At 41.1% G+C, this 26,681-nt stretch carries 25 protein-coding genes and 1 other annotated feature; of the genes, 20 read left to right on the top strand and 5 right to left on the bottom strand.

Features of this window, described 5'->3' with window-relative positions; genetic code table 11:
• The first annotated feature begins 64 nt into the window (after positions 1 to 64).
• The 14 genes from NST34_RS19745 to NST34_RS19680 all read left to right on the top strand — a co-directional run bounded on the left by NST34_RS19745 (position 65) and on the right by NST34_RS19680 (position 12,443).
• Complete coding sequence (locus NST34_RS19745; protein ID WP_019910496.1) at positions 65 to 325, top strand: stage V sporulation protein S; 261 nt, start codon at positions 65 to 67, stop codon at positions 323 to 325.
• Between the two features lie 148 nt (positions 326 to 473).
• Positions 474 to 1,439, top strand: coding sequence for a dipeptidase (locus tag NST34_RS19740; protein ID WP_341128623.1), 966 nt, complete (start codon positions 474 to 476; stop codon positions 1,437 to 1,439).
• A gap of 138 nt (positions 1,440 to 1,577) precedes the next feature.
• Positions 1,578 to 2,150, top strand: a complete 573-nt coding sequence (gene pduL / locus NST34_RS19735) for a phosphate propanoyltransferase (protein ID WP_042128797.1) — start codon at positions 1,578 to 1,580, stop codon at positions 2,148 to 2,150.
• Between the two features lie 333 nt (positions 2,151 to 2,483).
• Positions 2,484 to 3,839, top strand: coding sequence for a DEAD/DEAH box helicase (locus NST34_RS19730; RefSeq protein WP_341128622.1), 1,356 nt, complete (start codon positions 2,484 to 2,486; stop codon positions 3,837 to 3,839).
• Positions 3,840 to 3,977: 138 nt separating this feature from the next.
• On the top strand, positions 3,978 to 4,163 hold the full coding sequence (locus NST34_RS19725) for a hypothetical protein (RefSeq protein WP_341128621.1): 186 nt from the start codon (positions 3,978 to 3,980) through the stop codon (positions 4,161 to 4,163).
• Between the two features lie 319 nt (positions 4,164 to 4,482).
• Positions 4,483 to 4,797: a hypothetical protein gene (locus tag NST34_RS19720; protein ID WP_341128620.1), complete on the top strand. Its 315-nt coding sequence runs from the start codon at positions 4,483 to 4,485 to the stop codon at positions 4,795 to 4,797.
• A gap of 151 nt (positions 4,798 to 4,948) precedes the next feature.
• Positions 4,949 to 5,224: a hypothetical protein gene (locus tag NST34_RS19715; RefSeq protein WP_341128619.1), complete on the top strand. Its 276-nt coding sequence runs from the start codon at positions 4,949 to 4,951 to the stop codon at positions 5,222 to 5,224.
• A 928-nt stretch (positions 5,225 to 6,152) separates the two neighbouring features.
• Complete coding sequence (locus NST34_RS19710; protein ID WP_042189378.1) at positions 6,153 to 6,662, top strand: endonuclease V; 510 nt, start codon at positions 6,153 to 6,155, stop codon at positions 6,660 to 6,662.
• 19 nt (positions 6,663 to 6,681) lie between these two features.
• Positions 6,682 to 8,010 carry an SMI1/KNR4 family protein gene (locus NST34_RS19705; RefSeq protein WP_339796738.1) on the top strand — a complete coding sequence of 443 codons (1,329 nt, stop codon included), beginning with the start codon at positions 6,682 to 6,684 and terminating at the stop codon, positions 8,008 to 8,010.
• 732 nt (positions 8,011 to 8,742) lie between these two features.
• Positions 8,743 to 9,300, top strand: coding sequence for a hypothetical protein (locus NST34_RS19700; RefSeq protein WP_341128618.1), 558 nt, complete (start codon positions 8,743 to 8,745; stop codon positions 9,298 to 9,300).
• A 413-nt stretch (positions 9,301 to 9,713) separates the two neighbouring features.
• Entirely contained in the window at positions 9,714 to 10,352 is a 639-nt protein-coding gene (locus NST34_RS19695) for a hypothetical protein (RefSeq protein WP_340970833.1), read from the top strand.
• A gap of 109 nt (positions 10,353 to 10,461) precedes the next feature.
• Complete coding sequence (locus NST34_RS19690) at positions 10,462 to 10,635, top strand: hypothetical protein (RefSeq protein WP_341060256.1); 174 nt, start codon at positions 10,462 to 10,464, stop codon at positions 10,633 to 10,635.
• 125 nt (positions 10,636 to 10,760) lie between these two features.
• Positions 10,761 to 11,675, top strand: a complete 915-nt coding sequence (locus NST34_RS19685) for a phosphotransferase (RefSeq protein WP_341128617.1) — start codon at positions 10,761 to 10,763, stop codon at positions 11,673 to 11,675.
• A gap of 282 nt (positions 11,676 to 11,957) precedes the next feature.
• Positions 11,958 to 12,443, top strand: coding sequence for a CDI toxin immunity protein (locus NST34_RS19680; protein ID WP_341128616.1), 486 nt, complete (start codon positions 11,958 to 11,960; stop codon positions 12,441 to 12,443).
• A gap of 313 nt (positions 12,444 to 12,756) precedes the next feature.
• On the opposite strand, the gene dapA is transcribed toward NST34_RS19680, so the two are convergent.
• Positions 12,757 to 13,653, bottom strand: a complete 897-nt coding sequence (gene dapA, locus NST34_RS19675) for a 4-hydroxy-tetrahydrodipicolinate synthase (RefSeq protein WP_076300560.1) — start codon at positions 13,651 to 13,653, stop codon at positions 12,757 to 12,759.
• Positions 13,654 to 13,774: 121 nt separating this feature from the next.
• Between dapA and NST34_RS19670 the strand changes: the two genes are divergently transcribed.
• Positions 13,775 to 14,650 (top strand): LysR family transcriptional regulator, encoded by an 876-nt coding sequence (locus tag NST34_RS19670; RefSeq protein ID WP_042189369.1) that lies wholly within the window; start codon positions 13,775 to 13,777, stop codon positions 14,648 to 14,650.
• Here the strand turns inward: NST34_RS19670 and NST34_RS19665 are convergent.
• Entirely contained in the window at positions 14,633 to 15,043 is a 411-nt protein-coding gene (locus NST34_RS19665; RefSeq protein ID WP_341128615.1) for a VOC family protein, read from the bottom strand. The two genes, NST34_RS19670 and NST34_RS19665, sit on opposite strands and share 18 nt — an antisense overlap.
• 283 nt (positions 15,044 to 15,326) lie before the next feature.
• Here NST34_RS19665 and htpG point away from each other — a divergent pair, with 283 nt between their 5' ends.
• Complete coding sequence (htpG, locus tag NST34_RS19660) at positions 15,327 to 17,207, top strand: molecular chaperone HtpG (protein ID WP_076286274.1); 1,881 nt, start codon at positions 15,327 to 15,329, stop codon at positions 17,205 to 17,207.
• Positions 17,208 to 17,232: 25 nt separating this feature from the next.
• Here the strand turns inward: htpG and NST34_RS19655 are convergent, their stop codons facing one another.
• Entirely contained in the window at positions 17,233 to 17,709 is a 477-nt protein-coding gene (locus tag NST34_RS19655; protein WP_076286273.1) for a DUF4362 domain-containing protein, read from the bottom strand.
• A gap of 128 nt (positions 17,710 to 17,837) precedes the next feature.
• Positions 17,838 to 18,099, top strand: a binding site (T-box leader).
• Between the two features lie 44 nt (positions 18,100 to 18,143).
• On the opposite strand from NST34_RS19655, the gene metG reads away from it, so the two are divergent.
• Positions 18,144 to 19,790 carry a methionine--tRNA ligase gene (gene metG, locus NST34_RS19650; protein ID WP_341128614.1) on the top strand — a complete coding sequence of 549 codons (1,647 nt, stop codon included), beginning with the start codon at positions 18,144 to 18,146 and terminating at the stop codon, positions 19,788 to 19,790.
• Positions 19,791 to 19,860: 70 nt separating this feature from the next.
• Positions 19,861 to 20,007, top strand: a complete 147-nt coding sequence (locus NST34_RS19645; RefSeq protein WP_179085846.1) for a hypothetical protein — start codon at positions 19,861 to 19,863, stop codon at positions 20,005 to 20,007.
• A gap of 257 nt (positions 20,008 to 20,264) precedes the next feature.
• On the opposite strand, the gene NST34_RS19640 is transcribed toward NST34_RS19645, so the two are convergent.
• Positions 20,265 to 22,712: a glycoside hydrolase family 38 N-terminal domain-containing protein gene (locus NST34_RS19640; protein WP_341128613.1), complete on the bottom strand. Its 2,448-nt coding sequence runs from the start codon at positions 22,710 to 22,712 to the stop codon at positions 20,265 to 20,267.
• A 28-nt stretch (positions 22,713 to 22,740) separates the two neighbouring features.
• Positions 22,741 to 24,864 carry a DUF5054 domain-containing protein gene (locus tag NST34_RS19635; RefSeq protein WP_341128612.1) on the bottom strand — a complete coding sequence of 708 codons (2,124 nt, stop codon included), beginning with the start codon at positions 24,862 to 24,864 and terminating at the stop codon, positions 22,741 to 22,743.
• A gap of 155 nt (positions 24,865 to 25,019) precedes the next feature.
• Here NST34_RS19635 and NST34_RS19630 point away from each other — a divergent pair, with 155 nt between their 5' ends.
• A complete protein-coding gene (locus tag NST34_RS19630; RefSeq protein WP_076300565.1) occupies positions 25,020 to 25,904 on the top strand; it encodes an AraC family transcriptional regulator in 885 nt (294 codons plus the stop codon).
• Positions 25,905 to 25,994: 90 nt separating this feature from the next.
• Entirely contained in the window at positions 25,995 to 26,669 is a 675-nt protein-coding gene (locus tag NST34_RS19625) for a GntR family transcriptional regulator (protein ID WP_076286268.1), read from the top strand.
• The last annotated feature ends 12 nt before the right edge of the window (positions 26,670 to 26,681 follow it).

Below are 26,681 nucleotides of genomic sequence, written 5' to 3'. Positions count from 1 at the left end.
CTCTCGCGAATAACATCTAAAGTAGTGGAAGAACACCATTATTTTCCCAGGGGAGGTACTTACTATGGATGTATTAAAAGTATCAGCTAAATCCAATCCAAATTCCGTCGCCGGCGCATTAGCGGGTGTTCTTCGTGAACGTGGATCGGCCGAATTACAAGCTATTGGAGCTGGAGCACTGAATCAAGCAGTCAAAGCAGTTGCCATTGCCCGGGGATTTGTTGCACCAAGCGGAGTAGATTTGATCTGCATTCCTGCGTTCACTGATATAGTGATTGATGGGGAAGATCGAACCGCGATTAAACTGATTGTTGAACCCAGATAATAGACCTATAGAATGATTGAACCTGTTTACTTTTGTAAACAGGTTTTTTGCTTTTGATTTATAGTCTGGCGTTTTTTTGCATAGTATCTGAAATAGGCATTTGGAAATGAAATGAACGGCTGGGACAGTGAGAAAGTGGGGTTGTAAAATGAGGGCTGATAAGTTTAAAGTAGCGGATTTCCATTGTGATGTGCTAAGCAAAATGCAAGCCTCCCCGGATATAAATTTTGACAATGATCCTCGATTAGATGTTACTGCGGAGCGGCTGGCTTCTGGCGGAGTGGAGTTGCAATGTTTTGCAATATATCTTTCAACTAACAGAGGAAAACCAAGCTTTGAACATGTTCTAGGGCAAATTGATCTCTTTAGGCAAAAGATAGTGAACACAGATGGGCTTCAGTGGTTACAGTGGAAGGAGCAAGTAGGGAATCGATTAGTAGGCGCACCTCCACAAGCAATGCTCTCTCTGGAGGGCGTAGACGGCTTAGAAGGGAACTTGTTTTATGCTCAGCTCTGTTTCGAACTTGGAGTACGGTTTCTTGGTGTGACTTGGAATTATGCGAACTGGGCAGCAGATGGTGTGCTAGAGAAGCGTAATGGTGGATTTACGGAAAAAGGGAGAAAGCTGATAGAATGGTGCAACGAAAGTGGAATGCTGCTTGATGTGTCGCATTTGTCGCAAGCGGGGTTCTGGGAGTTGGCCGATTTAAGCAATCGTCCGTTTATTGCCTCCCATTCGAATGCTGCAGCTATATGTGGGCATGCTAGAAATTTAAATGATGAACAGATTAAAGCATTGATTGCAATGGATGGAAGAATGGGCCTGACCTTTTATCCGTGGTTTGTACGTGATGATGGGAAGGCTCGCATGGATGATCTGCTAAAGCACATTGAACATGTATGTAGTCTCGGCGGAGAGAAGCATATGATGTTTGGCTCGGATTTTGACGGCATTGATACTTGGGTAGAGAAGTTGGAACATCCGGGAAAATACCCTGATCTTATAGAGCAGCTGCTTCGTTATTATTCAGAGGATACTGTGAAAGGCTGGATGTATGAGAATGCGATCTCTTTTTTAAGCGCAAACTTGCCCTCTCAGGTGTCTAAACCATGACAATCTTGTGCAAAAAACATAAATTGTCGAAAAAAGGGGCTTCGTTATGATGCAGCCCTTTTTATTTTTGGGTAAGAAGATGTATAATGGTTAATGGCTTGTACAGATACTAGAGAAAATACAAGGAGTGACTTTACAATGAGTAAGACTGTACCCGTAGGTGTGTCGGCTAGACATATTCACCTTACGCAAGAGCACGTGGAGGCTCTGTTTGGCCCAGGATATCAATTAACTGAGTTCAAACCACTTTCCCAACCAGGACAATTTGCAGCAAATGAACAAGTAGCAGTTATCGGTAGCAAAGGTAAATTTGACAAGGTGAGAATTTTGGGACCTGCTCGTCCGGCTTCCCAATTAGAAATTTCCCGTACTGACTCCTTCGCACTTGGCGTGAAAGCTCCAGTTCGCGAATCTGGAAATATTGAAGGAACACCTGGCATTACGCTCAAAGGACCTGCTGGTGAAGTTGAATTAGAACAAGGCGTTATCATCGCAGCTCGTCACATTCACTTCCACACTTCTGAAGCTGAAGCTTGGGGCATTGCGGATAAGCAATTGCTTAAAGTCCGTCTCGGTGGCGACCGCGGTCTCGTATTGGAGAACGTAATTGCTCGTGTATCCGACAGCTTCAAACTTGATATGCATATTGATACTGACGAAGCTAATGCTGCTGGTGCCAACAATGGCGACACTGCTGAAATCGTAGACTAGTCTTCATACGAATGATAAGAAGCGGGGGAGAAATCCTTCGCTTTTTTTGTTGTGTGTTGGGAAACGTTATTTGGCTGATACGCATACTTAAACATTTTTCGAACTGTATAGCAGCTATTTCGGTATTTTGATGTGTTTTGCTAAGGTATCGGACTGCATAGTTCTTATTAGCTATTAATTGTACTGGTATCCTGAAATGGATTTTTAATGAAAATTGGTGTGATGATAAAGAATATCTATTATTATGTGACTAATTGTGTTATGATTATTGTTTATGACGTGACAAATGGATTTAATGTTAAGAATATATGTATTAGAAATTAAGGAGACCCAATGACATTTAACGAACTGAATATTATGCCTGCGATTTTAAAGGCTTTAACCAAAGAAAACTATACATCACCTACACCTATACAGGAGCAATCGATCCCAGCTGTATTAGCAGGTAGAGATTTACTTGGATGTGCTCAAACGGGAACAGGAAAGACAGCTGCATTTTCTGTACCTATTATTCAATTATTAAGCGAACAAACAAGTCCCAATAAATCAAGCAATGTGCGACGCATTCGCTCGCTGATCTTAACACCGACAAGAGAACTAGCGATTCAAATTGCTGATAACATAAAAGCGTATAGCCAATTCACAGATATCCGCTCTGCTGCCATCGTTGGCGGTGTATCACAGAAAGTGCAAGAGCGTGCCTTGAATCAAGGTGCTGATATTCTAATTGCTACTCCAGGTAGACTTATCGACCTGATCAATCAAAAACGTGTAGACTTACAGTATGTCCAAATTCTTGTCTTGGATGAGGCTGACCGCATGCTAGATATGGGCTTCATCCATGATGTGAAGCGAATTATCGCTAAAATGCCAACGAAGAAACAAACACTGTTCTTCTCGGCAACGATGCCTACTGAGATCTCCAAATTGATCAAAACCTTGCTTGTGAATCCAGTGAAAGTAGAAATCACACCCGTGTCATCTACTGCGGATAGAATCGATCAATCGATCTATTTATTAGAGAATGGAAATAAGCAGAATCAATTGAATCTTTTGTTACAGGATAAATCAATCATTTCTGCTCTGGTATTTACTCGTACAAAACGTGGTGCGGACCGTGTTACACGCGATCTAGCGAAAGTGAACATTTCTGCACAAGCCATTCACGGCAATAAATCGCAGAATGATCGTCAGAATGCATTGCGGAATTTTAAAAGTGGTGCAACCCGCGTTCTTGTAGCTACGGATATCGCCGCGCGAGGAATTGATATTGATGAGCTGTCTCATGTAATCAACTTCAACTTGCCGAATATTCCAGAAACCTATGTGCACCGGATCGGTCGTACGGGTAGAGCTGGGTTAAGCGGAACGGCAATATCATTTTGCGAATCTGAAGAGCTTCCGTTCCTTAAAGATATCGAGAAATTGATCGGAAAATCGATTCCAGAAGTGAAGGATCATCCGTATCCGATGTCTCGTAAAACGCAAATGAAGACAGAAAGATCTTCTAAACCGTCAGGTTCGAGATCTGCATCTTCTAAACCATCGACTTCCAGACCATCAACAGCTAAACCAGCGGGGGCAAAACCAGCGGCATCAAAACCTGCCAAAGCAAAACCTAAGTCTAACCCTCCATTAAAGCCAAAGTCCGAGTGGTTCACTAAAGGAAGACAAACGAGCAGCAGATAAGTTACTTTGAACGCTGTACGTTTTTTATAGTAAGACCTCAAAACCGTCAGAGAAATCTGATGGTTTTTTTGTTAGTTGATGATAAGGGGAATTCAAGATAGGGTATAGTTTTTGTAATATTAGGGTGGGGTGGAAGTTATGAAGAAGATATTTAAGGCACCTAATTCGATCGTATGCGAAGAAATCATTCCGAGTATTTTTAACTCATGGGACAAGGATGCTTTGTTACTTCGAGTAAATAATGGGAGTGGAAAGTTAATAACTAAATTTGGGGTGGATAACTCTGGTGAGCGATTGATGAAGTTAAAGATTCACAACAGGTAGGGAATGACCTTAGTACTGCATTTGAAAAGGTTAAACCTCTACTGAGTATTCTAGAAAATGGTTATTACCTGATGTCTTATATAGAAATGATACCAACTAACGGAGAAGGAGAGTTTTTTTGGAACTTATTTACTAAGAGGAGAACGTATAATGCGTCAGCTGATGTTTTTTACAAGTACCATTCAAGCACGGTGATTCCAAAATTCCTTTTAGCTTCTCAACGAATCGATTGTTTAAACATTGAAAGAGTTATGAATATAGGGAGCAAATTAAAAATGGGGAGATCATGACTGGGCTCGCATATTTTTATGAAGGTTTTATGAGTACATTAATTGACGGACATCATAGGTCCATTGCTGCATACATAGAAAATAAAACTTTAGAATATCTAACTATACTTAAAGTTTCGGGTTATGGAATTGATAGTCATGAGCCAAAACATTTTTATGTTAGTAGTATGGGATATGAGTTCAAATTGCTCAAAAATAATAAGAAAGTCTACAACAATTTAAAAAAGGATTTTTCTTCGAAAAAAGCTAAGCTTACAGCGGATGAGATTCAGTTCATTATTGAAGACTGCGAGAAAATTAAATGTGAGAGAGAAGTGTCAAATGAAAATAGCGTTCTAGACTGAAAAATAAAGTGTTAGACTCGGCAAATAAGTATTAGACTGACACTGCGTTATTAAGCTAACGGGCAGGTTAGTTCAATAGGACACGACATAAATTTGTTTAACCAGACATCTTCATTTAGAATAAAAGAAGAGATAGAAGGGAGTGTCGCAAATGGATTACCTATCAATTACGATATCACTTGTGTCCTTAGTTGTATGTTTAACTGTGTATAACAAAGTAAGTGCCATGGAAGCTCGTATCAAAACAATGCAGGTAAACGTTGACCAAATTGCCAAGTCTGAAGGTCTGCCCCCACATCTTGTTCAAAATGAGGTTCTCCAGCTCGTACGTAACGGCAAGGAAGTAGCAGCTGTTAAAAAAGCGAGAGAAGTGCTTGGTTTGTCACTATTAGAAGCGAAGCAATATGTAGATGCCCTAAAGGAATAGCTGCAACAATGCGTCCATTCAAATAATAGCCCAAAAAAGACTATCGACAAGTCCATTCGATAGTCTTTTTTATGATATATTATCAAAAATTAAACAGGAGTAGTAATATTGCTGTCGATGGTACCTTTGCGGTAATGGCTTTAAGCTAATGGGCAGGTTAGTTAAAAGGGCGTTTTATTGAAATTAACCGAAGTAAAGGAATAGTGAAATGTTTACGATTCTTCTTGAACTAACGGGACACGTTAGTCTAGAGATCCTGGGAGCAGTTTGCCACCGCGGCAGCTGCTCCTTTCTTCGTTAAGTTAACGGAGGATAGTTTGTAAATGCTGATATAAGGATGTACATATTTGCTTGTGTAAGAATGTTCTAAAATGATTGGTATAATCCTTAAAAACAGCTGCTAAGCGCTTTTCTAGGATTATATGCGTACAAGTGAGCTTCTTGTACATAGTTTTCTGTGAATATTACATGTATAGAAGTGAATGGTTTGTGAAACAAAACCATTCCAACTCTATATATGCCAACAACTGAAGCGAGAGCGGAAGGCGTTAGTTAGAGCCAAAGATTCTTAATTCTTTGTTATTATTCAAGCGTTTTGTACAATCTTATCCAAGCGAAACTGTACATTTAGATTCAATCATTTACACCCTATCCTATTCTTTGGAGGAGGCCGGGGGCAGGATAAAATCCTGTTCCCCGTTGTCGGCGGCGAAATGGCACGTCAAAAATCCAGCCTGTCAAGGGTTTTAGGGTGGAGATTTTTTCTGTGCTGCGCCTGCGGCAGAATAAATACTACCCGCCCCTTGATAGGTTAGATTGGTGGAGTGGTGGTATTGGGATAATCTATAGATCATCCTGCACGGCAAAATGTGATATATTGGCTATAATCTATAGCTTAAAATGAGCTTAAAGGAAGGAATCGCTATCAATGATCATCGCTGTCGATGTGTATTATGAGGAAAATAAAGCGAAATCAGTGGGGGTTATTTTTCAATGTTGGGAAGATTCTAAACCACTCGAAGTCATCATGTCTTATACGGAAAATCCTCACAAATACGAAACGGGTTTTTTCTATAAACGAGAGCTCCCTTGCATACAGGAACTGTTGAAACTTACTGACATAAATCAAATACATACCATTGTTGTGGATGGCTATGTGTACTTAAACAATGAGAAAAAGCCCGGGCTCGGACATTATGTTTACACAAATTTTTCAGGGGAAATTCCAGTGATCGGTGTTGCAAAAAATGCCTTTCACGACAACGAAGCCTTTGTCAAAAAGCTTTACCGAGGCAACAGCTCCAAGCCTTTGTATATAACCTCTGTCGGCATGGAGCTAGCAGTCGCTGCCGAGCACATACAGAGTATGTACGGAGAATACCGATTTCCGCATCTGCTGAAATTGCTGGATAAGCAAACGAAGGAAGCCCGGCTATAATCAACAGGGGGGATTCAATATGTTGTTTTGGAAGAAAGAAACACAACTTGATCGAATAAAAAACAAACTCGAAAAGGCCATGCGCAAAGATACGGCTTTTTTGGTGTTTGGAGCATCTTCACATAAATACAAGGTTTATGAAGTGCTTACAGCAAAAGAGCTTGCGGACTGGCAAGCAAAGAATCAAGTCACACTTCCGGAGCCTTATGCCCAGTTTTTAACGAAAGTCGGAAATGGAGGTGCCGGGCCTTATTACGGGATTTATTCGATTGAAAAAGCAACTTCCTATACCGAAAGAAATGCATTCACTACAAAATGCGTTCTACACCCGAGAATGACAAAAGAAAAATGGAACCATCTGATCGAGCCACTGATCAGTGATGAAGACATCTCCGACCCGGAATACGACGCCGCCCGTGATAGGGTGATGGGCGGCATGTTGTGCATTGGCACACAAGGCTGTGAATACGATATGTATCTCGTACTTGAAGGGAAACACAGGGGGAAAATCATTTACACTGCAGTTTTTTATCCTGATCATCCCTTTTTCTTTGTCTATGAAGACAACTTTCTGGACTGGTATGAGCGCTGGCTGGACGAAATTATTCTGGATTATGATATCGCGTGGTTTGGCAGTAGAATGCCGGGCGATGAAAATGCGTTGATACAGGTTTATCAAAACGCCCCAAACGAAGAAATCAAATCAAAAGCGCTTGATGGAATGTTCAAGTTTAAGAAAATCTCGCAGCCAACCATTGATTTTTTAAGGAGCGTTGCTGAGCAAAGACAAAATGATCGCACCACAGCCATTCAGCTAATCTGCAAAACCTCTTTTGATGCGGGAAGAGACTATCTTCTGGAGCTGTTGTATTCTGAAAGAAATGAAGATTTTTTACAAGCTTTAATGATTCTGAATTGGTACGGTAAATCTTTTGATTTAGCGGAATTTATAAAAGTGATATTGCAAAGTCTTGACAGGGTTCACGATTCGGAAACGTTACGTCATGTGGGGTATGTTTTGGAATCTTCCGGCGCGATTACACTTCAGAACTTTGCGTCCTTTTTGTGCCACACCGACTCGAATATTCAATCTGCCGCAATCTATGCCACACGCAATTGCAATGACAAATCGGAAAGTTGGGAAATCATTGAACAGATGTTAGTGGGTGGCGATAAGGAGGTTGTGAAAAACACTATTTTATTTTGGGGCGTTATCCCTCATGAGAAGTTATTGCGTCATTATAAGGTTGCATGGCCGGAATATAAAAGCAATATTAATTTCAGAGAAAAATTTACAGGTTGTTTGAAAAAATTAAATTTGCCAGATGATTATTTTGACAAAGAATAATTACTCATTATTCATACAATGCGGATGCATGACCATAAATCAAACTTTATCCTATAAATATTAGTGGGTCTAATATCTACAAGACCAACAACCAATTAGTTTTAGGCAGGTCACGGTTTACACCGTGGCCTTATTTTTCTGTCGAATGACAAGAATATAAGCCGATTAATTACCGCGTAAATCGTGGTTTTATTGTTTTATCGGTACATATTCTTGTCAATGTACAATGTCAAGAATATGTACCGATTGCCAAAGAGCTATTAAGTTTTCTCACGAAGGCTCATTTATTCGTGAAATTTGTCAGCTTGATAAGTGACGATAGATAACGCTCTACAGGAATGCTAACGGGAAACGATAGTTCAACCATGACAAGGCTGCCAGCACGATTGGCAGCCTTGCTGCGCTAACGGGCAGGATAGCTCAGTAATTTCGCGAATACTCAACATACGGAATTATTCACGAAGTTCGCGAATAAGACGTTGTCTGAAACCCCTGATTATATAAACACAGAAACAAGAACGCTAGTTTGCATTTCTGTTTTAGGATAGAATGAAAGTACACTAACGTGTACGTTAGTGGAATAGCGGTTGCTTCGGCAGCCGTTTTTTATTTATTCAACTAACGGGCAGCAGAGCGTAAGCATTTCGACGAATACTTCATACATAAGAAAATTCACGAAGTTCGTAAATAAGGCGTTATATGAAACCGCGGTGCAAGGAAAGGATTGAAATCATGGATCTGATCAATGAAGAAATTATAGAATGGTTTCACTCAGTCTTGAGGAATAAACTTTCAACAAAGGAATTTGAACAGTGGCTTTATGACAAAGAAGAGATACTTGAAGAATCATTAGGTAAAGATGTCTATTTTAGATTGATTAATCTAAATTATAATTCTAAATATGTGATGGATGAATTAGAAGGGCAACTTACAAAAATTCTTAATTATAGGTCAGTTGAAGAGTTTAAGATCAGAGATCTATTAAATCGATTTGTTTATATTGAGGAGGAATTCATTAGTTCTTGTTCACACATTTACAGGGAGTATTGTAATGGATATTCCTTTTTTAGGATGATAGCCCTTAAATATATTGTATTTGATTACGATGATCAACTTGCAGACCCAGTTAAAAGGTCAGAGTTTTCCCGACAATATAAAGATGAATTGTTAAATGAAGGATTGAGATTGCTTAGTTTTTTTGATTCTAATGAAATAGAAATAATTAGTGAGAATGAGTACGTAGATAAGAGACATAAGGATCTGAAGATTGAAGAGCAATATTGGACGTAATTCAAGGCTTAAAAAAAGATGTTGTTATATTGCTTGAATCAATTGTTTTTTTCGCTATTGGCTTGTTACTTACTGTAAATGTAGCAAGTAAAATTTATGAGAGTTTTGGAATTGAATTCTTTACTCAACTCTCAGAAGCCCCCTTTTAATGCTAGATTGATGACTTTCAAACTTCCAACAACACTGTACCATATATTGGGATTTTTATGTTATCGTGTCGTTAAGCTAACGAGGAACTAGAGTTCAATAATGAGGGCTGCCGAGAGGTAGCCCTTTGTTCAACTAACGGGCAGATTAGTGGAGTAAAGATATGGTAAAATATATAACATGCCCCCTTGATGGTTAAGGAGACTGACTTGGAATATTCTTAAGTCAATCGATAGCAAATTATACAAGGATAAGGTGTGCTGCGGATGACTGATTTTACAATGATTAAAAAGCTGTTTCATATTACGAAACGAAACGGGTTTAGTCATGACGAGATACAAACCATTAAAAATAATTTTGGTGAATTGCCCCAGGTGTTTATAGATTATTATTTGGAACTCGGTAAAGACGAGCGGCTGAACCATACGCAAGATAGTTTGATCAAGCCCGAGCAATTCCAATACTTCAAGCATAGCGAATATTTAATTTTTTATTGCGAGAATCAGCGTGCCTGTGTCTGGGGAATCCATAGGAACGATTTATCCAGGTCCAATCCCCCTGTCTATATGAGTTACGATGAAAAGGTATGGAAAATGGAATTTGAAACATTGACCGATTTTTTTCAGGCGATGGCCTATTTGCAAACCGTATTCGCTCTTGAATACGGCTGTGTATCGTTCTATTCCATTGAACAAACCGACTTGGATTTTATTCGTGAAAATTTTAAAAACAAAGGTATTTCCTTTCGGCATTGGATTGGCATCGAATTTTATGGGAATTACGATGACAGCATAATAACGGTGATGAATAATGACGATAGTTTTGATTTGATTTATGCTTCAAGCGACAAAGAACATTTTGATAAAATGGATCGGGTTCTCTCAAAACTAGGAGTAGTACTTTGAAATTTTCTGTTTCAAGAAGTCAACAAAATAGGGACTTCAGAATGTCATCAATAAGTTAAATAGCTTGGAATAGTTTTACAGAAGAAGTGCGAAAATAGAGTTAAATCCAGTGGGGCAAGCATCTGTTGTACTGTTTGGAATTGAGGATGAACGAAATGCTAATTGGATAAAAAATAATTGTTCAAATCAGATAAAAGATGAATTTGTTGCAGTTACCTTAAAAACTAAAGACGATGAAAGGCTTGGTCCAATTATTATATATATTGATGTCCTGAGAAAATAAAGTTGTAGACTGAGAAAAAAAGTATTAGACTAGCGGACGCTTCATTAAGCTAACGGGCAGTTATGAGTAACTTCCAGGGAATGTAAACGTCTAAATAAAGTAAGGAACGAGGAGGCAGACATTTCATGAGAGGTACGAATGTATGGGAGGCGGAGTGGGAGGTTAACGAAGAGCAGGCGCGGACGCTGATCGGCAGACAATTCCCTCAGCTGTCATCGAAGCAAGTGAAACGATTGGGCTGGGGCTGGGACAATACGGTTTTTCTCATCGGTGACGAGTACGTGTTCCGGTTTCCAAGAAGAACGATTGCAGTTGGCTCGATTCGTATGGAAGGGAAGCTGCTGCCGAAGCTGGAGGCATATATGACCATCCCCTATCCGAAACCGTTGTTTTATGGCGAAGCAAGTGACGAATACCCGGCACCATTTCTTGGCTATGCCTACGTGCCAGGAGATTTCCCCATCGGTTTGACGGAAGAACGCCGGGCTTTATCGGCAGAGACGCTGGCGAAATTTTTGCGGAGATTGCATGAGTTTCCGGTGCAGGCGGCGCTGAACTGCGGAGTTCAGCAAGATCATCGAAGCTTGACGGACATAGCATCGCGCAAAGTGAAATTGGAGGGCTTTCTATCGAAGGTGGTTGAACACTTGTCGCCGGAGGAGTCCGGTGTGATCGAAGCGTATATTAGCAGGCTGCAAACGGACCATGTCGAGGCGGTGAATGCACTGCTACATGGCGATCTTCATTTCAAAAATATGCTTGTGAATGAGAACGGGATCGTTTCCGGCATCATTGATTGGGGCGATCTGAGCGTAGGCCATCCGGCTTGCGATTTGAGCGTTGCTTACAGCTTTTTACCACCTTACGCTCGCGGCGTGTTTTTCGAAACTTACGGAGGAGCGGACGAGGAAACGAAGCTGCTGGCGCGGCTGATCGCGGTATACATCCCCGTACTGATCTTGATGCAAGCGGTCGATGACGGGAATGAAGCGATTGCGGCAGAGGCGAAATCCAACATCATGCGAGCACTGTCGGATTAGGCTCATTATTTCATTGCAGCTATGGGGCTAGGGCTATCGGCACCATTTTGTCGTTTAAAGGCCGCGATAAGGTACGATTCGCCTTCTCTGATGCCGCTTTATGTTGAGGAACACGAAATTCAACAGAGTAAGTCGTTGCGCTAACTGGGAACGATAGTTGAATAATACAAATTGATTTGCAGGAGCTACGGTATCCTGCTTTTTTCATTGAACTAACGGGCAGTTTAGTTTAAGAATGTGGTACATTTTATAAATAGTCGGTTAGTAAAGGAGCATTATCCTGTGAATAGGGAAGAAAGAAAAAAGCGTTTAGAATATCTAGTTCAAGAAAGAAAGAAACATGAAGAAAAATTGGAAAAAGAGAAACGAATTTCAGAGATGTTAGAGCTGTTCCCAGAAAAGGACAAAGTGGATATATTAGATGAGAGCGAAAGTGATAAGATTGAAAGTAAAATGACAGATTGTTTTCCGATTGGATTTTGGGGAAGAATTGATTGGGAAAAGGTAAATAAAAAAATTATTCTTACTAAAGAAGACATATTGAATATCCCTACCGTCCTATCTAATCAATCTTTGGACACTTCAGTTCCTGTTTACCTTATTGTTGGGATATATAAATACCCATTGGTAAAGACCTCCTTATTTACAATACTAGAAAGCATTGAGGATATTATGGATATGGGACCAGACCAATGGATTTATAGTCCATCGTTAAGATATGTAATTGAATTTTGTCATGATGAGGTAATAACAATAGGCTGGATTTGAGGTGCTTATTAAGCTAACGGGGAACGTTAGTTCAATAACAGCGTCAGTCTTAGACTTTATTTATCAAGTCTTGTTCTGCCGCTGCTTCTTTTAATGAATCAGTCTAAAACTAATTTTTTAAAAACTGAGTAATCTCCAATTCAACCCCCCGTTAAATCAACAACTCCAGTCTAATACTTTATTTTCACCGAACAAGAAGATTGAAGAGGGGTAAGAATAGATAATATCAGAACATTAGTTACAGAGAATTTAAATTTACAAAAAAATAGCCGCTAAACAGTTCCTCACTGTATAACGGCTGTTATCTTTTCTCTTATGCAGTCGCTTCAATTGCATTGTCCTGAACATAAGAACTAAGCTCTTGCTGAAGCGCCGTGCTGATGGAAGTCATTGGGAGGCGAAGCGTATCCGAATTGATTAGGCCATTCTGGCTAAGCATCCATTTGATTGGAGCGGGGTTCGATTCCTTGAACAAGAGACGGATGATCGGCAGTAGTTGTTCAAAGTTTTCTTTTGCCAAGTCGAATTGACCCGATTTGAAGGCTTCGTATATACGGATACATTCTGCTGGATAAACGTTCGCAGTAGCAAGCATGCCACCAGCTGCTCCAGCGCTAAGCATTTCATAAAAGAGTGAATCGTCGCCGCCAAGCACAGGTTTGGAACCTGTACGAACTAGCTCAGTAACCATTTTGGTGCTACCTGAGCAGTCTTTTAATCCGACAACATTATTCATTTCTAGGATTGTGCGTGCAGTATCTAGAGTCATAGCAGTACCAGTACGACTTGGAATGTCATAAGCCATGATCGGAATACCTACTTCTGCTGCTTTGCGGAAATGGGCAATGATGCCCTCTTGCGAAGGACGACTATAATAAGGGACGACTACTAGTGCGCAATCTGCACCAAGGTTAGCTGCGATCTCTGTGCGTGCTACCGTAGAAGCTGTGTCATTGGTTCCTGTACCGACTACTAAGGGGATAGATGTAGATTGTAAAAGCTCACGAGAAGTGTTTACTAGAAGCTGCATTTCATTTACGGTTACAGTTGGCGATTCACCGGTGGTTCCATTAACGACCAGACCTTGTATGCTGTTGTTAATAATGTTCTTTACATAACGCTGATACGAATCCAGATCGACTTCACCAGCAGCATTGAACGGGGTGACCACGGGGACATAAATTCCATAAATCTGTTGTTCTGTAAGCATAAATTATCGGCCTCCAAAATATTTTAATTCCTCTACATACACTTTACCATGGAATGTTGCATCGTCGTTAGCTATAATAAATGATGTGTATCATCAAAAATATTGATGTTAGGGTGAGGTTATGGATTTAACCTATTTACGAACATTCCGCGAGGTAGCTAAACGCCAGAGCTTTACACGGGCTGCTGAAGAGCTGGGTTACGCGCAGTCGAGCGTTACGATGCAAATACAGAAAATAGAGAAGGAATACGGAGTGCCATTAATAGAAAGGCATGGTCGACAGCTGCGACTTACCCCGCCTGGAGAAGAGTTGTTGAAGCTATTTGTGGAGATTTTGGATCTGTATGATCGTTCTAAAGAAACCATCGCCCAGCAAATTGGAGGTACGCTAACGATTGGAACGATTGATTCATTAGCTGCATTCTACTTGCCACCCTACCTACAGCAGTTGAGGACGAAATTTCCGAAACTTGATATCCATCTACAAACGATGCAGGAAGCTAACCTCTTGGCCAAAATAAAAGATGGGGAAGTAGACATCGGTTTGATGCTCGATCGTACCACTACGGATTCTTTACTTGATCGTACGATCATTAGAGATGAACCGCTCGTGTTGATAGCCCCCATTAACCATCCCCTTGCCCAGATGGATACAGTAACGCTACAGGATCTAAATAACTGCGAATTAATTGTTTCTGAAGAGAGCTGTATTTACCGGAGTCTGTTCGAGAATTTGTTAAAAGAGCACGGGATTATATTCCGCATTGGTTTTGAGCTTTCGAATCTAGAAGCGATCAAACGATGTGTTATGAATGGGTTAGGGATTGCATTATTACCTAAAATTGTTGCAGAGGAAGAAATTGAGCGGGGGAACTTGGCTGAGCTGCCCTTCGCACATCAAGAAATTCATTTTGATCTGCAGCTTTTGATGCATCCTAAGAAGTGGAAGTCTCAGCCATTGCAATTTCTAACGCAAATGTTACTTGCAAATCATTAGTTTATTCCCATTAGGGTCTTTCACCACAAACCATTGTTGATCTTGAATTTCGGTTACTATCTCTACACCGAGCTCCTTCATATAGTTGAAAGAGGCTTGCAAATCATCGGTTATAAGCATAAAAGCAGGTGTTGTAATTGGAGGAGCCCCTTCAGGCTCTAAACCTCCCCACATGGGCATGGTGTCCAGAATGATCCCAGTGCTTCCTTGCATAGTTAACGGGCATAAATGACCGTTCATAATCGGATGATTTGCTTCATGGAGTCCTAGGACTTGGCAATACCAGCTGCGGGCTTTTTCAATATCGTGTACGGGGATAAATACACTGCCAATCAAATTCTTAATGGGACTTGTTGCTGAAGAATTTACAATGGACTGCGCTTGTTTATTCATTCGAATTCCTCCTAGGTCTGATAATGATAACCCTTTATTTGGAATTTATGCATCTAGTCTATTTAAAACATAGAATCAGCCTACGCGCAAGTGAATCATTAATGATCAATAAAATCTTAAATTTGTATACAAAAGATAGCATTCTTTAAAGAAAGTCGCTGTAAATATTGACATTCAAAATCAGTTTATGTTATATAAAAAGAAGAATTAGCACTCATCTAACAAGAGTGCTAATCACGAAATGTTGGACAAGATGTTATTTTGAAAGGAGATTTACTTATTCATGGCCAAAAAAGAGTTTAAAGCCGAATCGAAAAGATTGCTGGAAATGATGATTAACTCCATTTATACACAACGGGAAATTTTTCTGCGCGAGTTGATTTCCAATGCAAGTGATGCAATTGATAAGATCTATTACAAAGCATTAGCTGATGAAAGCCTGGTCTTCAATAAAGAAGATTATTATATTAAAGTGACTGCCGATAAGGCGAACAGAACTTTGACGATCTCCGATACAGGTATCGGGATGACACAAGAAGAGCTAGAGAATAACTTAGGAACAATCGCGAAGAGCGGATCTCTTGCATTTAAGAAAGAGAACGAAGCCAAAGATGGTCACAATATCATCGGACAGTTCGGTGTTGGCTTCTATGCTGCGTTTATGGTAGCAGATGACGTAATTGTGATCAGTAAGGCGCTTGGTAGCGACGAGGCCTTTAAATGGGAGTCTAAGGGCGCTGATGGCTATACTATCGAGCCTGTCGAGAAGGATTCTGTAGGTACTGAAGTGATTTTGAAGATTAAAGAGAATACCGAAGAAGATCAATATGATGAATATTTGGAAGAGTATCGCCTGAAATCCATCATTAAAAAATATTCTGACTTCATTCGTTTCCCAATTAAAATGGACGTGAAGGAGCAGAAGCCAAAAGAAGGCACAGAGAACGAGTTCGAGGAAGTTGTTCAAGAACAAACCGTGAACAGTATGGTGCCAATCTGGCGGAAGAACAAAAACGAGCTGACTACAGAAGATTACGATAACTTCTATGCAGAGAAACGTTACGGCTTCGATAAGCCGCTTAAACATATTCATATCAGTGCAGATGGTGCTGTAGTGTATAATGCGATCTTGTTTATCCCAGAAAATACACCATTTGATTATTACACAAAGGAATATGAAAAAGGTCTTGAGCTCTATTCCAATGGTGTATTGATCATGAACAAATGTGCGGATCTGCTGCCTGACTATTTTAGCTTTGTAAAAGGTATGGTAGATTCAGAGGATCTTTCGCTGAACATCTCCAGAGAAATGCTCCAGCATGACCGTCAGCTGACTCTGATCGCTAAGAACATTAAGAATAAAGTGAAGAGTCAACTGCAAAGCTTGCTGAAGGATGAAAGAGAGAAATACGAGCAGTTCTATAACGCTTTTGGCAGACAGCTTAAGTTTGGTGTGTATAACGATTATGGAATGCACAAAGATACACTTCAAGATTTGCTGATGTTCTACTCCTCCAAGGAGAAGAAGCTGGTAACACTGGACGAATATGTATCAAGAATGCCAGAAGATCAGAAGTACATCTACTATGCATCCGGAGAGTCGATCGACAGAATCGAAAAGCTCCCACAAACCGAGCTTGTATCGGATAAAGGGTATGAAATTCTCTACTTCACTGATGATATTGATGAATTTGCGATCAAGATGATCATGTCTTATAAAGAAAAAGAATTTAAATCCGTATCCAGTGGTGATCTGGGTATCGAAGCAGACGAAGCGGACAAGCCAACGGAAGCGGAAGAGAACGAAAACAAGGAGCTTTTTGAAGCGATGAAGGACATCTTGTCCGGCAAAGTGAAGAATGTTAAAGCTTCCAAACGTTTGAAGACTCATCCGGTATGCCTCTCTGCTGAAGGTGAACTGACAATCGAGATGGAAAAAATCCTGAAATCGATGCCGAATGGGCAAGAGGTTCAAGCGGATAAGGTACTCGAAATCAACATCCATCACGAAGTCTTCCAGTCTTTGAAAGCAGCAGCTGAGAACGATAAAGAGAAGCTCGGTTTATACACGAACCTGCTGTACAACCAAGCACTGTTGATCGAAGGTCTACAGGTTAGTGATCCTGTTCAATTCACTAATGATATTTGCAAAATCATGAAATAGATATTAGAAAAGCCATCCTATCGTATTACGATTGGGTGGCTTTTTTTGTGCGGAAAAGGTAGTAATCGATTTCAGAGTCATTATTTGTGCAACCGCTGATCGAATAGATTATTTCACCTTGTGTGTTTTTTTTACTCGTCACTTCGGAGCAGGTATCGGTTCTGACTCCTGTGTTGCTTCCACCGAATGCATCATTAGAGGTATCGTAGCTATAACTAATTACATTGCCATCAAACTTCAAATCCTTAAATATGGGATCGCCCTCATCTGTGTAACTTGTAACTCGTATATTGTCTGCTTTTTTGCTGGAGAGATTAGTTATAAATTGCTCAAATTTATCGAGGTTGTACACTTTTTCAAAAGAAACAATATCCCCTCTACTGATGGCTTTTTCGGAAGTATAGGGTTCACTTTTGGGAACAGAATTAACCTTATTATCGGAACAACCCCATACCCCTGCTAGTAAAAGAACAGAGAGTATAAGCAAGTTTACTTTTTTCATTGAAGGACCTCCTCCTTGTAACTTATTTATATAAAAGACGAAAATTAATTGAAAAAGTTACAGTGAGCTTGATGTTTCACATTGACAATAAACAGAAAATTAAGTATCATTTCCAGTAACTTGAATATTTAAAGGCAAAGAAGAGAAAGAGTACCACGGCAATTCTTTCTACAGAGAGCTCCGGTCGCTGAAAAGGAGTAAAGAAAAACCTTGGGAATATGGTCTCAGAGCTGCGCATCGAAACCTTTTGGGTTGTAGGCTGCGCCGGAACCTGCATCCGTTACAGTGCTAGGGTATAAACGTTTATTAACGTCGTACCTGAAGAGGTAAATGTCATGAGGCATTTATAAAATTAGGTGGTAACACGTGAGTAGAACTCTCGTCCTTTGTGGATGGGAGTTTTTTTGTTGTCTAAAAAAAGGAGGAGAAGGTTAATGAGTAATGTGTTTATAGGTGGTGCTTGGCCGTATGCGAATGGATCTTTACATCTTGGAAGATTATCAAGTGTGTTGCCTGGGGATGTGCTGGCACGCTATTTTCGCAGCAAGGGGGATAACGTTTTATATGTGTCAGGCAGCGATTGTCATGGCACACCTGTAGCGGTTCAAGCTGCTAATGAAGGGATCACACCCGAAGCTTTTGCCAGTCGATACCACGAAGAGTTTCTGCAGTGTTTTGAACAGCTGGGATTTAGTTATGATCTTTATACTAGAACGGATCAACAGCAGCATCATAAGGTTGTGCAAGATTTGTTTGCGAAGCTACTAGAGAATGGTCATTTATATAAAAAAACCATTGCGCAATGTTACTGTGAGGTGGATCAGCGCTTTTTGCCAGACAGATACGTGGAAGGGACTTGTCCAGTATGTGGCCAGCGGGCGCGTGGAGATCAATGCGATTATTGTTCTACGATTCTAGACCCTGCCGATTTATTGGACAGAGTCTGTAAATTATGTGGGAATACACCGTCAGAACGACCGACAGAACATTTTTATCTTAGCTTATCTAAATTTCAATCTGAATTAACGGAATATGTAGAGGAAGCAGTACACTGGAGGGAAAATGCAATAAAACTGACCAAACGTTATTTAAAAGAAGAACTGCAGGACCGCGCGGTAACAAGAGACTTATCTTGGGGTGTAGATGTTCCTATAGCTGGATTTGAAGACAAGAAGATTTATGTTTGGATTGAGGCGGTAAGTGGTTATTTATCAGCCAGTAAGCAGTGGGCTGCACAGTCTGGGCGGAGCTGGGAGGATTTTTGGTCAGAGGAGCAAGAGGACATCACCGCTTATTATGTCCATGGTAAAGATAATATTCCTTTTCACACCCTGATATGGCCAGCCGTCTTATTAGGAGCAAGAGAACTACATTTACCGGATCGGATTATATCCAGCGAATATTTAACCCTTGAAGGGCAGAAGTTCTCCACTAGCCGTAATTGGGCAGTCTGGGTACCTGATATTCTAGAGCGGTATCATCCTGACTCTATTCGTTATTTCTTAATTGCCAACGGGCCTGAGAAGCGGGATACGGATTTTTCCTGGAGAGAGTTTATTTATAGTCATAATGGTGAGCTGCTTGGAGCATTTGGTAACTTTGTGAATCGCTCATTGGCTTTTGTAGAGAAGTTTTATGATGGGATCGTGCCAAGTGGAAAGTTAGATAAGGGGTGGAGCGACAACATTGACCTCTTGTATCTGGAGTCAGGACGCCTAATTGAAGCGGGAGATTTGAAGGATGCGCTCGAGTATATTTTCTTTTATGTACGTAAGGCAAATCAGTATTTTGATCGGCAAAAACCTTGGATTCAGGTAAAAGAAGATCAGGAGTCCTGTGGTTCTACAATATATACATGCGTGCAGATTATAGCTAATTTGGCGAATTTGCTGCATCCGTTTCTACCGTTTTCTTGTGAGAAGATCAGGGGATTCTTATCGCTTGAACTACCGAATTGGAAGCCCCGCTCGGTTCCCCCTTATCAACAGGTAACTGATTTGCAATTGTTGTTTGAACGAATTGATATAAGTCAAATTAAAGAAGAAGAGCAAAGATTAGAACAACAAAAAGTCAATAAATAGGAATGGTTAAGACAAGCTCCGGGCAGGATCCTTAACCCTTTCACGAACTCCAAAAAGAGGAGGTTTCCGAATGGATATCGAATGGATTAATGAGCATTACAAGGAAGCAAATAAAATATTGGACTCTACCCGAGAAGTCTATGAATGGGCTGATTCTCTCTATCCTGACTTCTCAGGTGGACTAAGAGTTAACGTTGGGTATACGCAAGAGATTTAATAGATTTATTATTTTCTACAGAGGTTACTAAAGAATGAACATTTATATAAAAACATCCCTGCTGATTAACCAATAAATTACATCACAGCATAGCAAAAAGGACGCCTTTTTTTGTGGAATCATTTGTACCATCAAATGACTCTGTAACAGAAAGAGGCGACCTCATGTGAAAGTCTAAAATGCTTCCAAATCTTATTCAATCCGTACTTCTCGAGGAAGACTTTGTGATTCGTCTAACTGATAATATGATTATTCTCTTACTTACTTGTTCTCCATGCAAGGATACCCGCGTTCATACTCTTACAAGCCTCTAATGCTACTTCTGACGTATTAAGCTCATCCCCCCAAGCGATGTAGTAACGGAATTCATAGAATCCACCTAGTGTCGCCTTAAAGTTCGTTTCCCAATAATTATTCATGGGCCATGAGTAGAGATGGGCTGGATCATGCGCGAGTCCAGGGTGTCCGCTCAATAGTCGATCCTCATAGTCTAAGGAGCCGAGTTGGATGAGAGGTGTATCTGGCATCGCAATGGCAACACCACGTGTGTCACGGACAAAAGCTACACCTTCATCGACACAATAGAAATCTGCTAAGGATCCAGGCAATTGATCAATTCGTGGACGTAAGGCTGCGCCTGTCTTTTCTATCCACAGCGCATCTTGCCCAGCAGCGGGAGCACTCCCAAACGGAAGTGAAATGTACACATTTTCTGGATCCCATACACTTTCCTTATGCATGCGTACGGCTACATCAGCACGTGCGCGATCACCGTATACGGTGACGAGTAAGGAATAGTGACTGCAACCATTCACGCGATATGTCAATTGAACTTTTCCATAAAGGGCACCCTTTTCAACGATATTGACATCAACTAATGCTCCGACAGAGGTTATTGCATCAGCGCCTCTACGATTACGTCCCATCTTACGGCGTACATCATACATGCCAAATTCATTAGGTGCTTCTGTTACGTTGTAGACAGGGGAGAATGCATTGTGATTACGATCAGACCGCAGTAAATCTTGTTGACTGCTCTTGTCAAACCACTTCGTAATCCCTGCCCCGAGTTCCCATTCGATTCGAACGAAAGGTGACTCGATAAATTTAGGCGTCACATGTAGCTTCGGTGGAACCGGAGGAATAATATCCAGCATGCGATCGGATCCAACATAATCTGTTCGATATGCTGTTACGGGCGGATGCTCTTCGATTGCCTTAATCGTCAATTGTACCTTTTGATTAGGCTGCAAAGTTACTGGAATTGTAATGACGACCCCGCGGTGTCCCGTCACCATTTGAGCTTCGTAGACGGTTCCAGTCACTTCATCGATCACTTCAAAGCCATTTTTCAGCTCTGTAATGTACCAGCCCTCCATAATTAACTGGGCATAATCGGTTTGTATAAATTCACTTGGGTTATACAATTCAAATTTCATAGGACGATCTGGTCCTAATAGTGCATCTCCTTGTGCCTCAAGGATATCGTATAATGCGGTATGGGCAAGTGAACTCGCATTTGCGGCATAAGCTTCTTTACGACAGCCCAGCTCTTGTACGAATGGGTTCCAAGGTTCTGTCACAGAGGAATGGTATCCCCATGTATGTTCAGCAAATAAAGCCAACTCGTATTCAATCGCCTCAAGCCGCACTTGGTCAACAATCTCACGGGTAGGATCTAATTGCTTCACTTTCGTGTACACGCGTTGCGCCTCTCGGAAGATCTGAACATGCATCGGAGTAGTAGCTGAGCCATCTGTCCACCAATCCGGCCAATCTCCTCGAAAAGTCTCGATCTCATCCGGATGCTCGTTCGCATATGCTCTTAAATCTGTAAAGAAATCATCCAGTGTCGCTGGTTGAATCAAGATCCGATCACCATGCAACGCATTCCAATGGTTTACAAAATCCATTAATGCGGCATTCGGTGAGCCATTATCTGTAGGGAGCCCAGATACCATGACAGGTACTAACGGGAAGGTATAGCCATCTTCAACTAATTGCTCTAAATATCGATCAAACCGCGCTTCAGCGACTTCCAAGGACACGCCTTTTCGCACGTCATGCTCATCACGAATCGTATAGGAACCTCCTATACCAGGAATCAAGCCGAGGTCATTTCCGAACATATAATGCTCGCCACTCCACGTTAGAATTCGATCACCTTTTGGTGTTTCCCACCAGAATGGAATTTGTTTCTTCCATAATGGAAACATGGAGTGATGTGTATGAATACAGGTTATTAAATTCTCGATACCAGCATCGGCCAAGACTTGACTATATCCCCAACCAAAGCCAGTGATGTCTGCAGTCATAGCAGAACGTACGGGGAATTGAATCGATTGACCATAGTCAGTAATCCGTTGAATCATGACGGAGAGCATCTCTTGATTTAATTGCTCGCCGAAATTGAGATAGGTTCCAGATAGACCGATATAGCCTTTTTGTACCGCTTGCGCGAATTCTTCTTTTTCTGTTGGTGTCGCTTTTAAGAGGAAGGATTCAACAGGCCAGAACGTTTCGCATACCCATTTGTAGCCCTTCCAATCTAGGCGAGCACCGCTTTCGATGTCACGTACAATTTGTAACGCTTGCCGAATGTAATTGACATGATACTGCCGGATTTTCTCTTGACGTTCTGTATAGCCAACATCCGTATGGGAATGTTGAATGACGTAAATTTTCCATGGTTTGTGGGTGTTCATTGTAAAGCTCCTCTCAGGTATTTTATGATTAAAGATGAGATTGGAATTTCAGCTTGAAGCGGAATAACGCATCTTCTTCGTACCAAGCCTGGAAATTTGTACCCCAGACATTGTTGTGTAAATTGACATGCATTCCTCCAGTAAGTGAAGCAAATGTATGATCAAATTGCACAAGCCGTGGTTCTCCAGGAGATACGAGCGCGGCATCTAATGTCGTGATATCCACTTGACCGTCCGCTGCCGCATAATACATGCCCTGATCTACCGCATGCAGATTGCGATTTCCCCCTTTAACAACGTCTAGTGGGGAAGTGAGTTGTCCGATTTTATCAAGCTTCCATTGATTTGGATTATTGACGATCGGATTGAAGCTCATCCATGCTGCTTCTGGGAGGCGATATGCATCCTTATGGAACCATTGAAGCTTACATTCTACGGTAGCAGTGTGCTTCTTAAATATATATTCGATGGTCAACTCTCGTGGAGCACCCATTCCTTCACTAGCTGCTCTAGGCATCTTTAACGTAGCAAGGACAACATCCTGTTCTTCTCCACATAATGCTTGCAAGGATAATAGTTTGGGCTTCGTCACGGTATGCATTATCCATTCTTTCGTCAGATCCATACCTGGTTTCCCGAAATCTCCGGTTGCCCATACATGCGTATTTTTCCATCGCACGTGATATTCACAGTACCAACGATCATAATCCGCTTGGGAGAAAGTCTCATATGAGAATAATCCGATCGGGTTGTTCGGCCCAGCCCACTCTCGATTACGTTGGTCTAGCAAACTGATAATAGAACCGTTATCCTCAAACACGACCTCAAAGTCTCCTAAAGTATAGGATTGATCCGTGTACAGGATTGTCGCATCCGCATTAGCAATCTGTGGACGAACCGGTCGTAATGCGGCTAGAGCAGCTCGTGCTTCGATCTGACGTTTTACGCCCAGAGTAGATACGGCATTTTCTAAATATTCCCTTTGCTCTTGCCAAGACTGCTCCATGAGACTAAATGAGCGGGCACTAAGCTTCTCCACGGCTTCCACGCCGAACATCTCGATCATTTCAGCGCGTGAATTTTTTTCGTAAAAACGATATTCAAGTGGGTTTAAGTTCACATCAACCTTGTCTCGAGCTCGTGCTTGCTGAAAATCTTCCTTATCATAATGAATGTAATCTGCCAGATAACGCTTAATATCTACACCCCACGTATGCTCAGGAATCATAATTAATTCATCGCAGAAGTTGTGATATTCCTCGTTGGCTGCAGCAAGAGATCCTTCTAGTAGCCATTTACTCTTTAAGCGAAGTAGTTCACGATAACAAGCTAATTTGTAGGGATCAGTCGAAGATCCATGGATCCAGCTATCCCCAATCTCTTCTTCGACGATCGGTAACGTATCACGAATGGCCCATACCTTCTCCGCATATTGATCCAACGTGGATGCTCTGATATCCGCATGTGGATATGCCTCACGAAGTTGAGTGAATTCCGCTTTAATTTGTTCAACGGTGGAAGGACCATGATTATCATGCGTATGAGCAAAGTATAAAACATCATTCAAGCCTTCTGTTTCGAAGGTTGTTCCATAATCTTTACTATATTGAACGACGATTTCAGAACCATCTGGATTTCTCCACAAAAACATCTCAGGAACATGAGGAACATGGCTTGATGGGTTTACACCTAAATGAAGATACTTCATACCCGCCTTGGCCATATGTGTAATCAGCGCACGTGTATGACCAGGGACATCCGTCATTTTGGCTGCAATGGTGTGGATACCAAAGCGTTGGTCAAGACGTGTGGCCATTTGAATACCGTAATCTAGAAGCTCGGCATCGTATAATTCGGTATAGGTCGTGAAAGGGAGGCCATGCCATCTTAAATAGCCTTTTGCAATAGCTTCCTCTACTTGCTGTTTCTCCTCGGTTGTTCCATGTTTGAGTAAGTGATGAATTAACCAAGAACCCGTTGTCCAAATAAAAGAACCTTGATCAGGATGTTCATCAAAGTACTGTGCTGTTGTGATCGCACTTGGGAAAAATAGTTTCATATAACGATCAGTAACATGTTTAGCGAGATCGGTATATCCGATATCTAAATGTGTCTTGAATACAACATGGATCTGTGGTGTGCTGTGTGGCACGTTTATCACTCCTTATTCGTGTTTACGCTTTCAGTTTAAAACAATTTATATCATTTGACTTTTCAATTTGTATCTAATAGGATCAGAAACATAAATGAGCAAAAATACGATTCGGAGTAAGCTAATGTGATCAAAAGAGAGGCAGCGTGTATACGATGACAGACGCTATAAAGAGTGAACGCTGGGTATATTTAATCGATTGGGAAGAGGGTCCTGCAGCCCATGTTAAAGATCTGATCCTTCTGGGATACGACCATTTCAGTAGAGCCATGCCTTTGACAAATCACGTGCACGAAGATGCTTATGAGTTTGTATATATGGAGCAAGGAACCGCAGTGTGGGAAGTTAATGGACAATTTCACCCAACGAGCGCACAGCATATCATTTATACACGACCTGGTGAACGTCACCGTGCTAGTTTTGATTATATTGGGCCATGTAGGATCTGGTGGATCATCGTTCGTGATCCGCTGCAGCATGGTCATTGGTTCGGACTGGATGATGCTGAACGCCAAGTATTTGCACAATGGATACATCGCTGTCCTCGTATTCAGTTGGTTAGCAAGGAAATCGTAGATTATTTCAAAAGGGTCCAACAGTTAATTAACCAGCAGGATACAGAGCTTGTGGAATTTCAGATTCGTCATGGAGTTCTGGAAATTCTACAACGCATTTTGCATAACACTCCACTCAAAGCGCAGTCGCATGATATGCACGCGTATACGCTGGAGCTTAAGACAAGACTGGAACAGAATCCATCTGAACGCTATACGATAGGACAGCTTGCGTCGGAGATTGGTTTAAGTGAGTCGCACTTTTACCGTATATTTCGTGAAATGAACGGACAATCACCAACAGCGTTTATGGATCGGATTCGAATGGACTGTGCTTGTCGTATGTTAGAGGAATCGAAGGTGAGCATAACGGATGTTGCTATGGAGCTTGGGTTTAAGACGAGCCAACATTTCGCGACGGTCTTCAAGAAATTAATTGGTGTAACGCCGAAGGCATGGCGCACACATTCGAAAGTCTGCAATTAAGTATTGAATTTCTGTAAGATGCATCTTATAATAAACTTAAATCTAATATCTGATATTTCAGTTTGAACTTGAATCAATTGGAGTTGTCCTATGAATGTAAAAATTGAACGACTAGATTTAAATGAGCAAGTGTACCAAATTTTGAAGAATCAAATCCTTACGCGGGAATATAAAGGTGGTGCACGACTGGATCTCAATGATTTAAGTGAGAAGATGGGGGTTAGTAAAACTCCTGTGAAGCTTGCGATCCATCGATTGGCGAATGATGGACTTATTGAAGTCGTATCACGGTCAGGTACCTATGTGAGTCAATTAACGAGTGGGCGAATCGCTGAAGTGATGGATGCTCGCATCATGATTGAGAAATGGTGCATAGAACACCTATCGCAGGAAGATCGTGAGCATCTTGTTACGAAATTAACAGAGTTTGTGGAGCGTGCAAGTACCCATCTGAATAGTCCCCAATTTTTGTATGAACAATTTCTAGAAGCAGATGTTCTGTTTCATAAAGCTATTGTGACGATGAGCCATAATCAGTTAATTCTAAATCAATATGAGCTCTTAAATAGCTTTCTGTATATTTCACGTATATTTCATTTCCAGAACTTCGATCGATCTAATGAAGGTTTGCTAGAGCACGAGCAGATTATTGAGGAAATAAAGCAAGATCGCCTGGAACAAGCGACTCATTTACTCGTGTCGCACTTGGAGAAGAGTAAGAAACACATGATGTTTCTAATAGAAGAGAATGGTGGGGCTATCTAAACTGACTGGTAT

The organism is Paenibacillus sp. FSL H7-0714 (assembly GCF_038003765.1).
Classification (GTDB): domain Bacteria; phylum Bacillota; class Bacilli; order Paenibacillales; family Paenibacillaceae; genus Paenibacillus_AQ.
The sequence above is the reverse complement of the archived record's forward strand: the minus strand, read 5'-3'. Positions and strand labels throughout refer to the sequence as shown.

Bases quoted from the DNA above. Each gene is read 5' to 3' on its own strand.
- htpG (WP_076286274.1), top strand. From the start codon at position 15,327: ATGGCCAAAAAAGAGTTTAAAGCCGAATCGAAAAGATTGCTGGAAATG.
- NST34_RS19715 (WP_341128619.1), top strand. From the start codon at position 4,949: ATGGATTACCTATCAATTACGATATCACTTGTGTCCTTAGTTGTATGT.
- NST34_RS19640 (WP_341128613.1), bottom strand. From the start codon at position 22,712: ATGAACACCCACAAACCATGGAAAATTTACGTCATTCAACATTCCCAT.
- NST34_RS19745 (WP_019910496.1), top strand. From the start codon at position 65: ATGGATGTATTAAAAGTATCAGCTAAATCCAATCCAAATTCCGTCGCC.
- NST34_RS19625 (WP_076286268.1), top strand. From the start codon at position 25,995: ATGAATGTAAAAATTGAACGACTAGATTTAAATGAGCAAGTGTACCAA.
- NST34_RS19740 (WP_341128623.1), top strand. From the start codon at position 474: ATGAGGGCTGATAAGTTTAAAGTAGCGGATTTCCATTGTGATGTGCTA.
- pduL (WP_042128797.1), top strand. From the start codon at position 1,578: ATGAGTAAGACTGTACCCGTAGGTGTGTCGGCTAGACATATTCACCTT.
- NST34_RS19670 (WP_042189369.1), top strand. From the start codon at position 13,775: ATGGATTTAACCTATTTACGAACATTCCGCGAGGTAGCTAAACGCCAG.
- NST34_RS19710 (WP_042189378.1), top strand. From the start codon at position 6,153: ATGATCATCGCTGTCGATGTGTATTATGAGGAAAATAAAGCGAAATCA.
- NST34_RS19695 (WP_340970833.1), top strand. From the start codon at position 9,714: ATGACTGATTTTACAATGATTAAAAAGCTGTTTCATATTACGAAACGA.
- NST34_RS19700 (WP_341128618.1), top strand. From the start codon at position 8,743: ATGGATCTGATCAATGAAGAAATTATAGAATGGTTTCACTCAGTCTTG.
- NST34_RS19685 (WP_341128617.1), top strand. From the start codon at position 10,761: ATGAGAGGTACGAATGTATGGGAGGCGGAGTGGGAGGTTAACGAAGAG.
- metG (WP_341128614.1), top strand. From the start codon at position 18,144: ATGAGTAATGTGTTTATAGGTGGTGCTTGGCCGTATGCGAATGGATCT.
- NST34_RS19730 (WP_341128622.1), top strand. From the start codon at position 2,484: ATGACATTTAACGAACTGAATATTATGCCTGCGATTTTAAAGGCTTTA.
- NST34_RS19705 (WP_339796738.1), top strand. From the start codon at position 6,682: ATGTTGTTTTGGAAGAAAGAAACACAACTTGATCGAATAAAAAACAAA.
- NST34_RS19630 (WP_076300565.1), top strand. From the start codon at position 25,020: ATGACAGACGCTATAAAGAGTGAACGCTGGGTATATTTAATCGATTGG.
- NST34_RS19645 (WP_179085846.1), top strand. From the start codon at position 19,861: ATGGATATCGAATGGATTAATGAGCATTACAAGGAAGCAAATAAAATA.
- NST34_RS19725 (WP_341128621.1), top strand. From the start codon at position 3,978: ATGAAGAAGATATTTAAGGCACCTAATTCGATCGTATGCGAAGAAATC.
- NST34_RS19665 (WP_341128615.1), bottom strand. From the start codon at position 15,043: ATGAATAAACAAGCGCAGTCCATTGTAAATTCTTCAGCAACAAGTCCC.
- dapA (WP_076300560.1), bottom strand. From the start codon at position 13,653: ATGCTTACAGAACAACAGATTTATGGAATTTATGTCCCCGTGGTCACC.
- NST34_RS19720 (WP_341128620.1), top strand. From the start codon at position 4,483: ATGAGTACATTAATTGACGGACATCATAGGTCCATTGCTGCATACATA.
- NST34_RS19655 (WP_076286273.1), bottom strand. From the start codon at position 17,709: ATGAAAAAAGTAAACTTGCTTATACTCTCTGTTCTTTTACTAGCAGGG.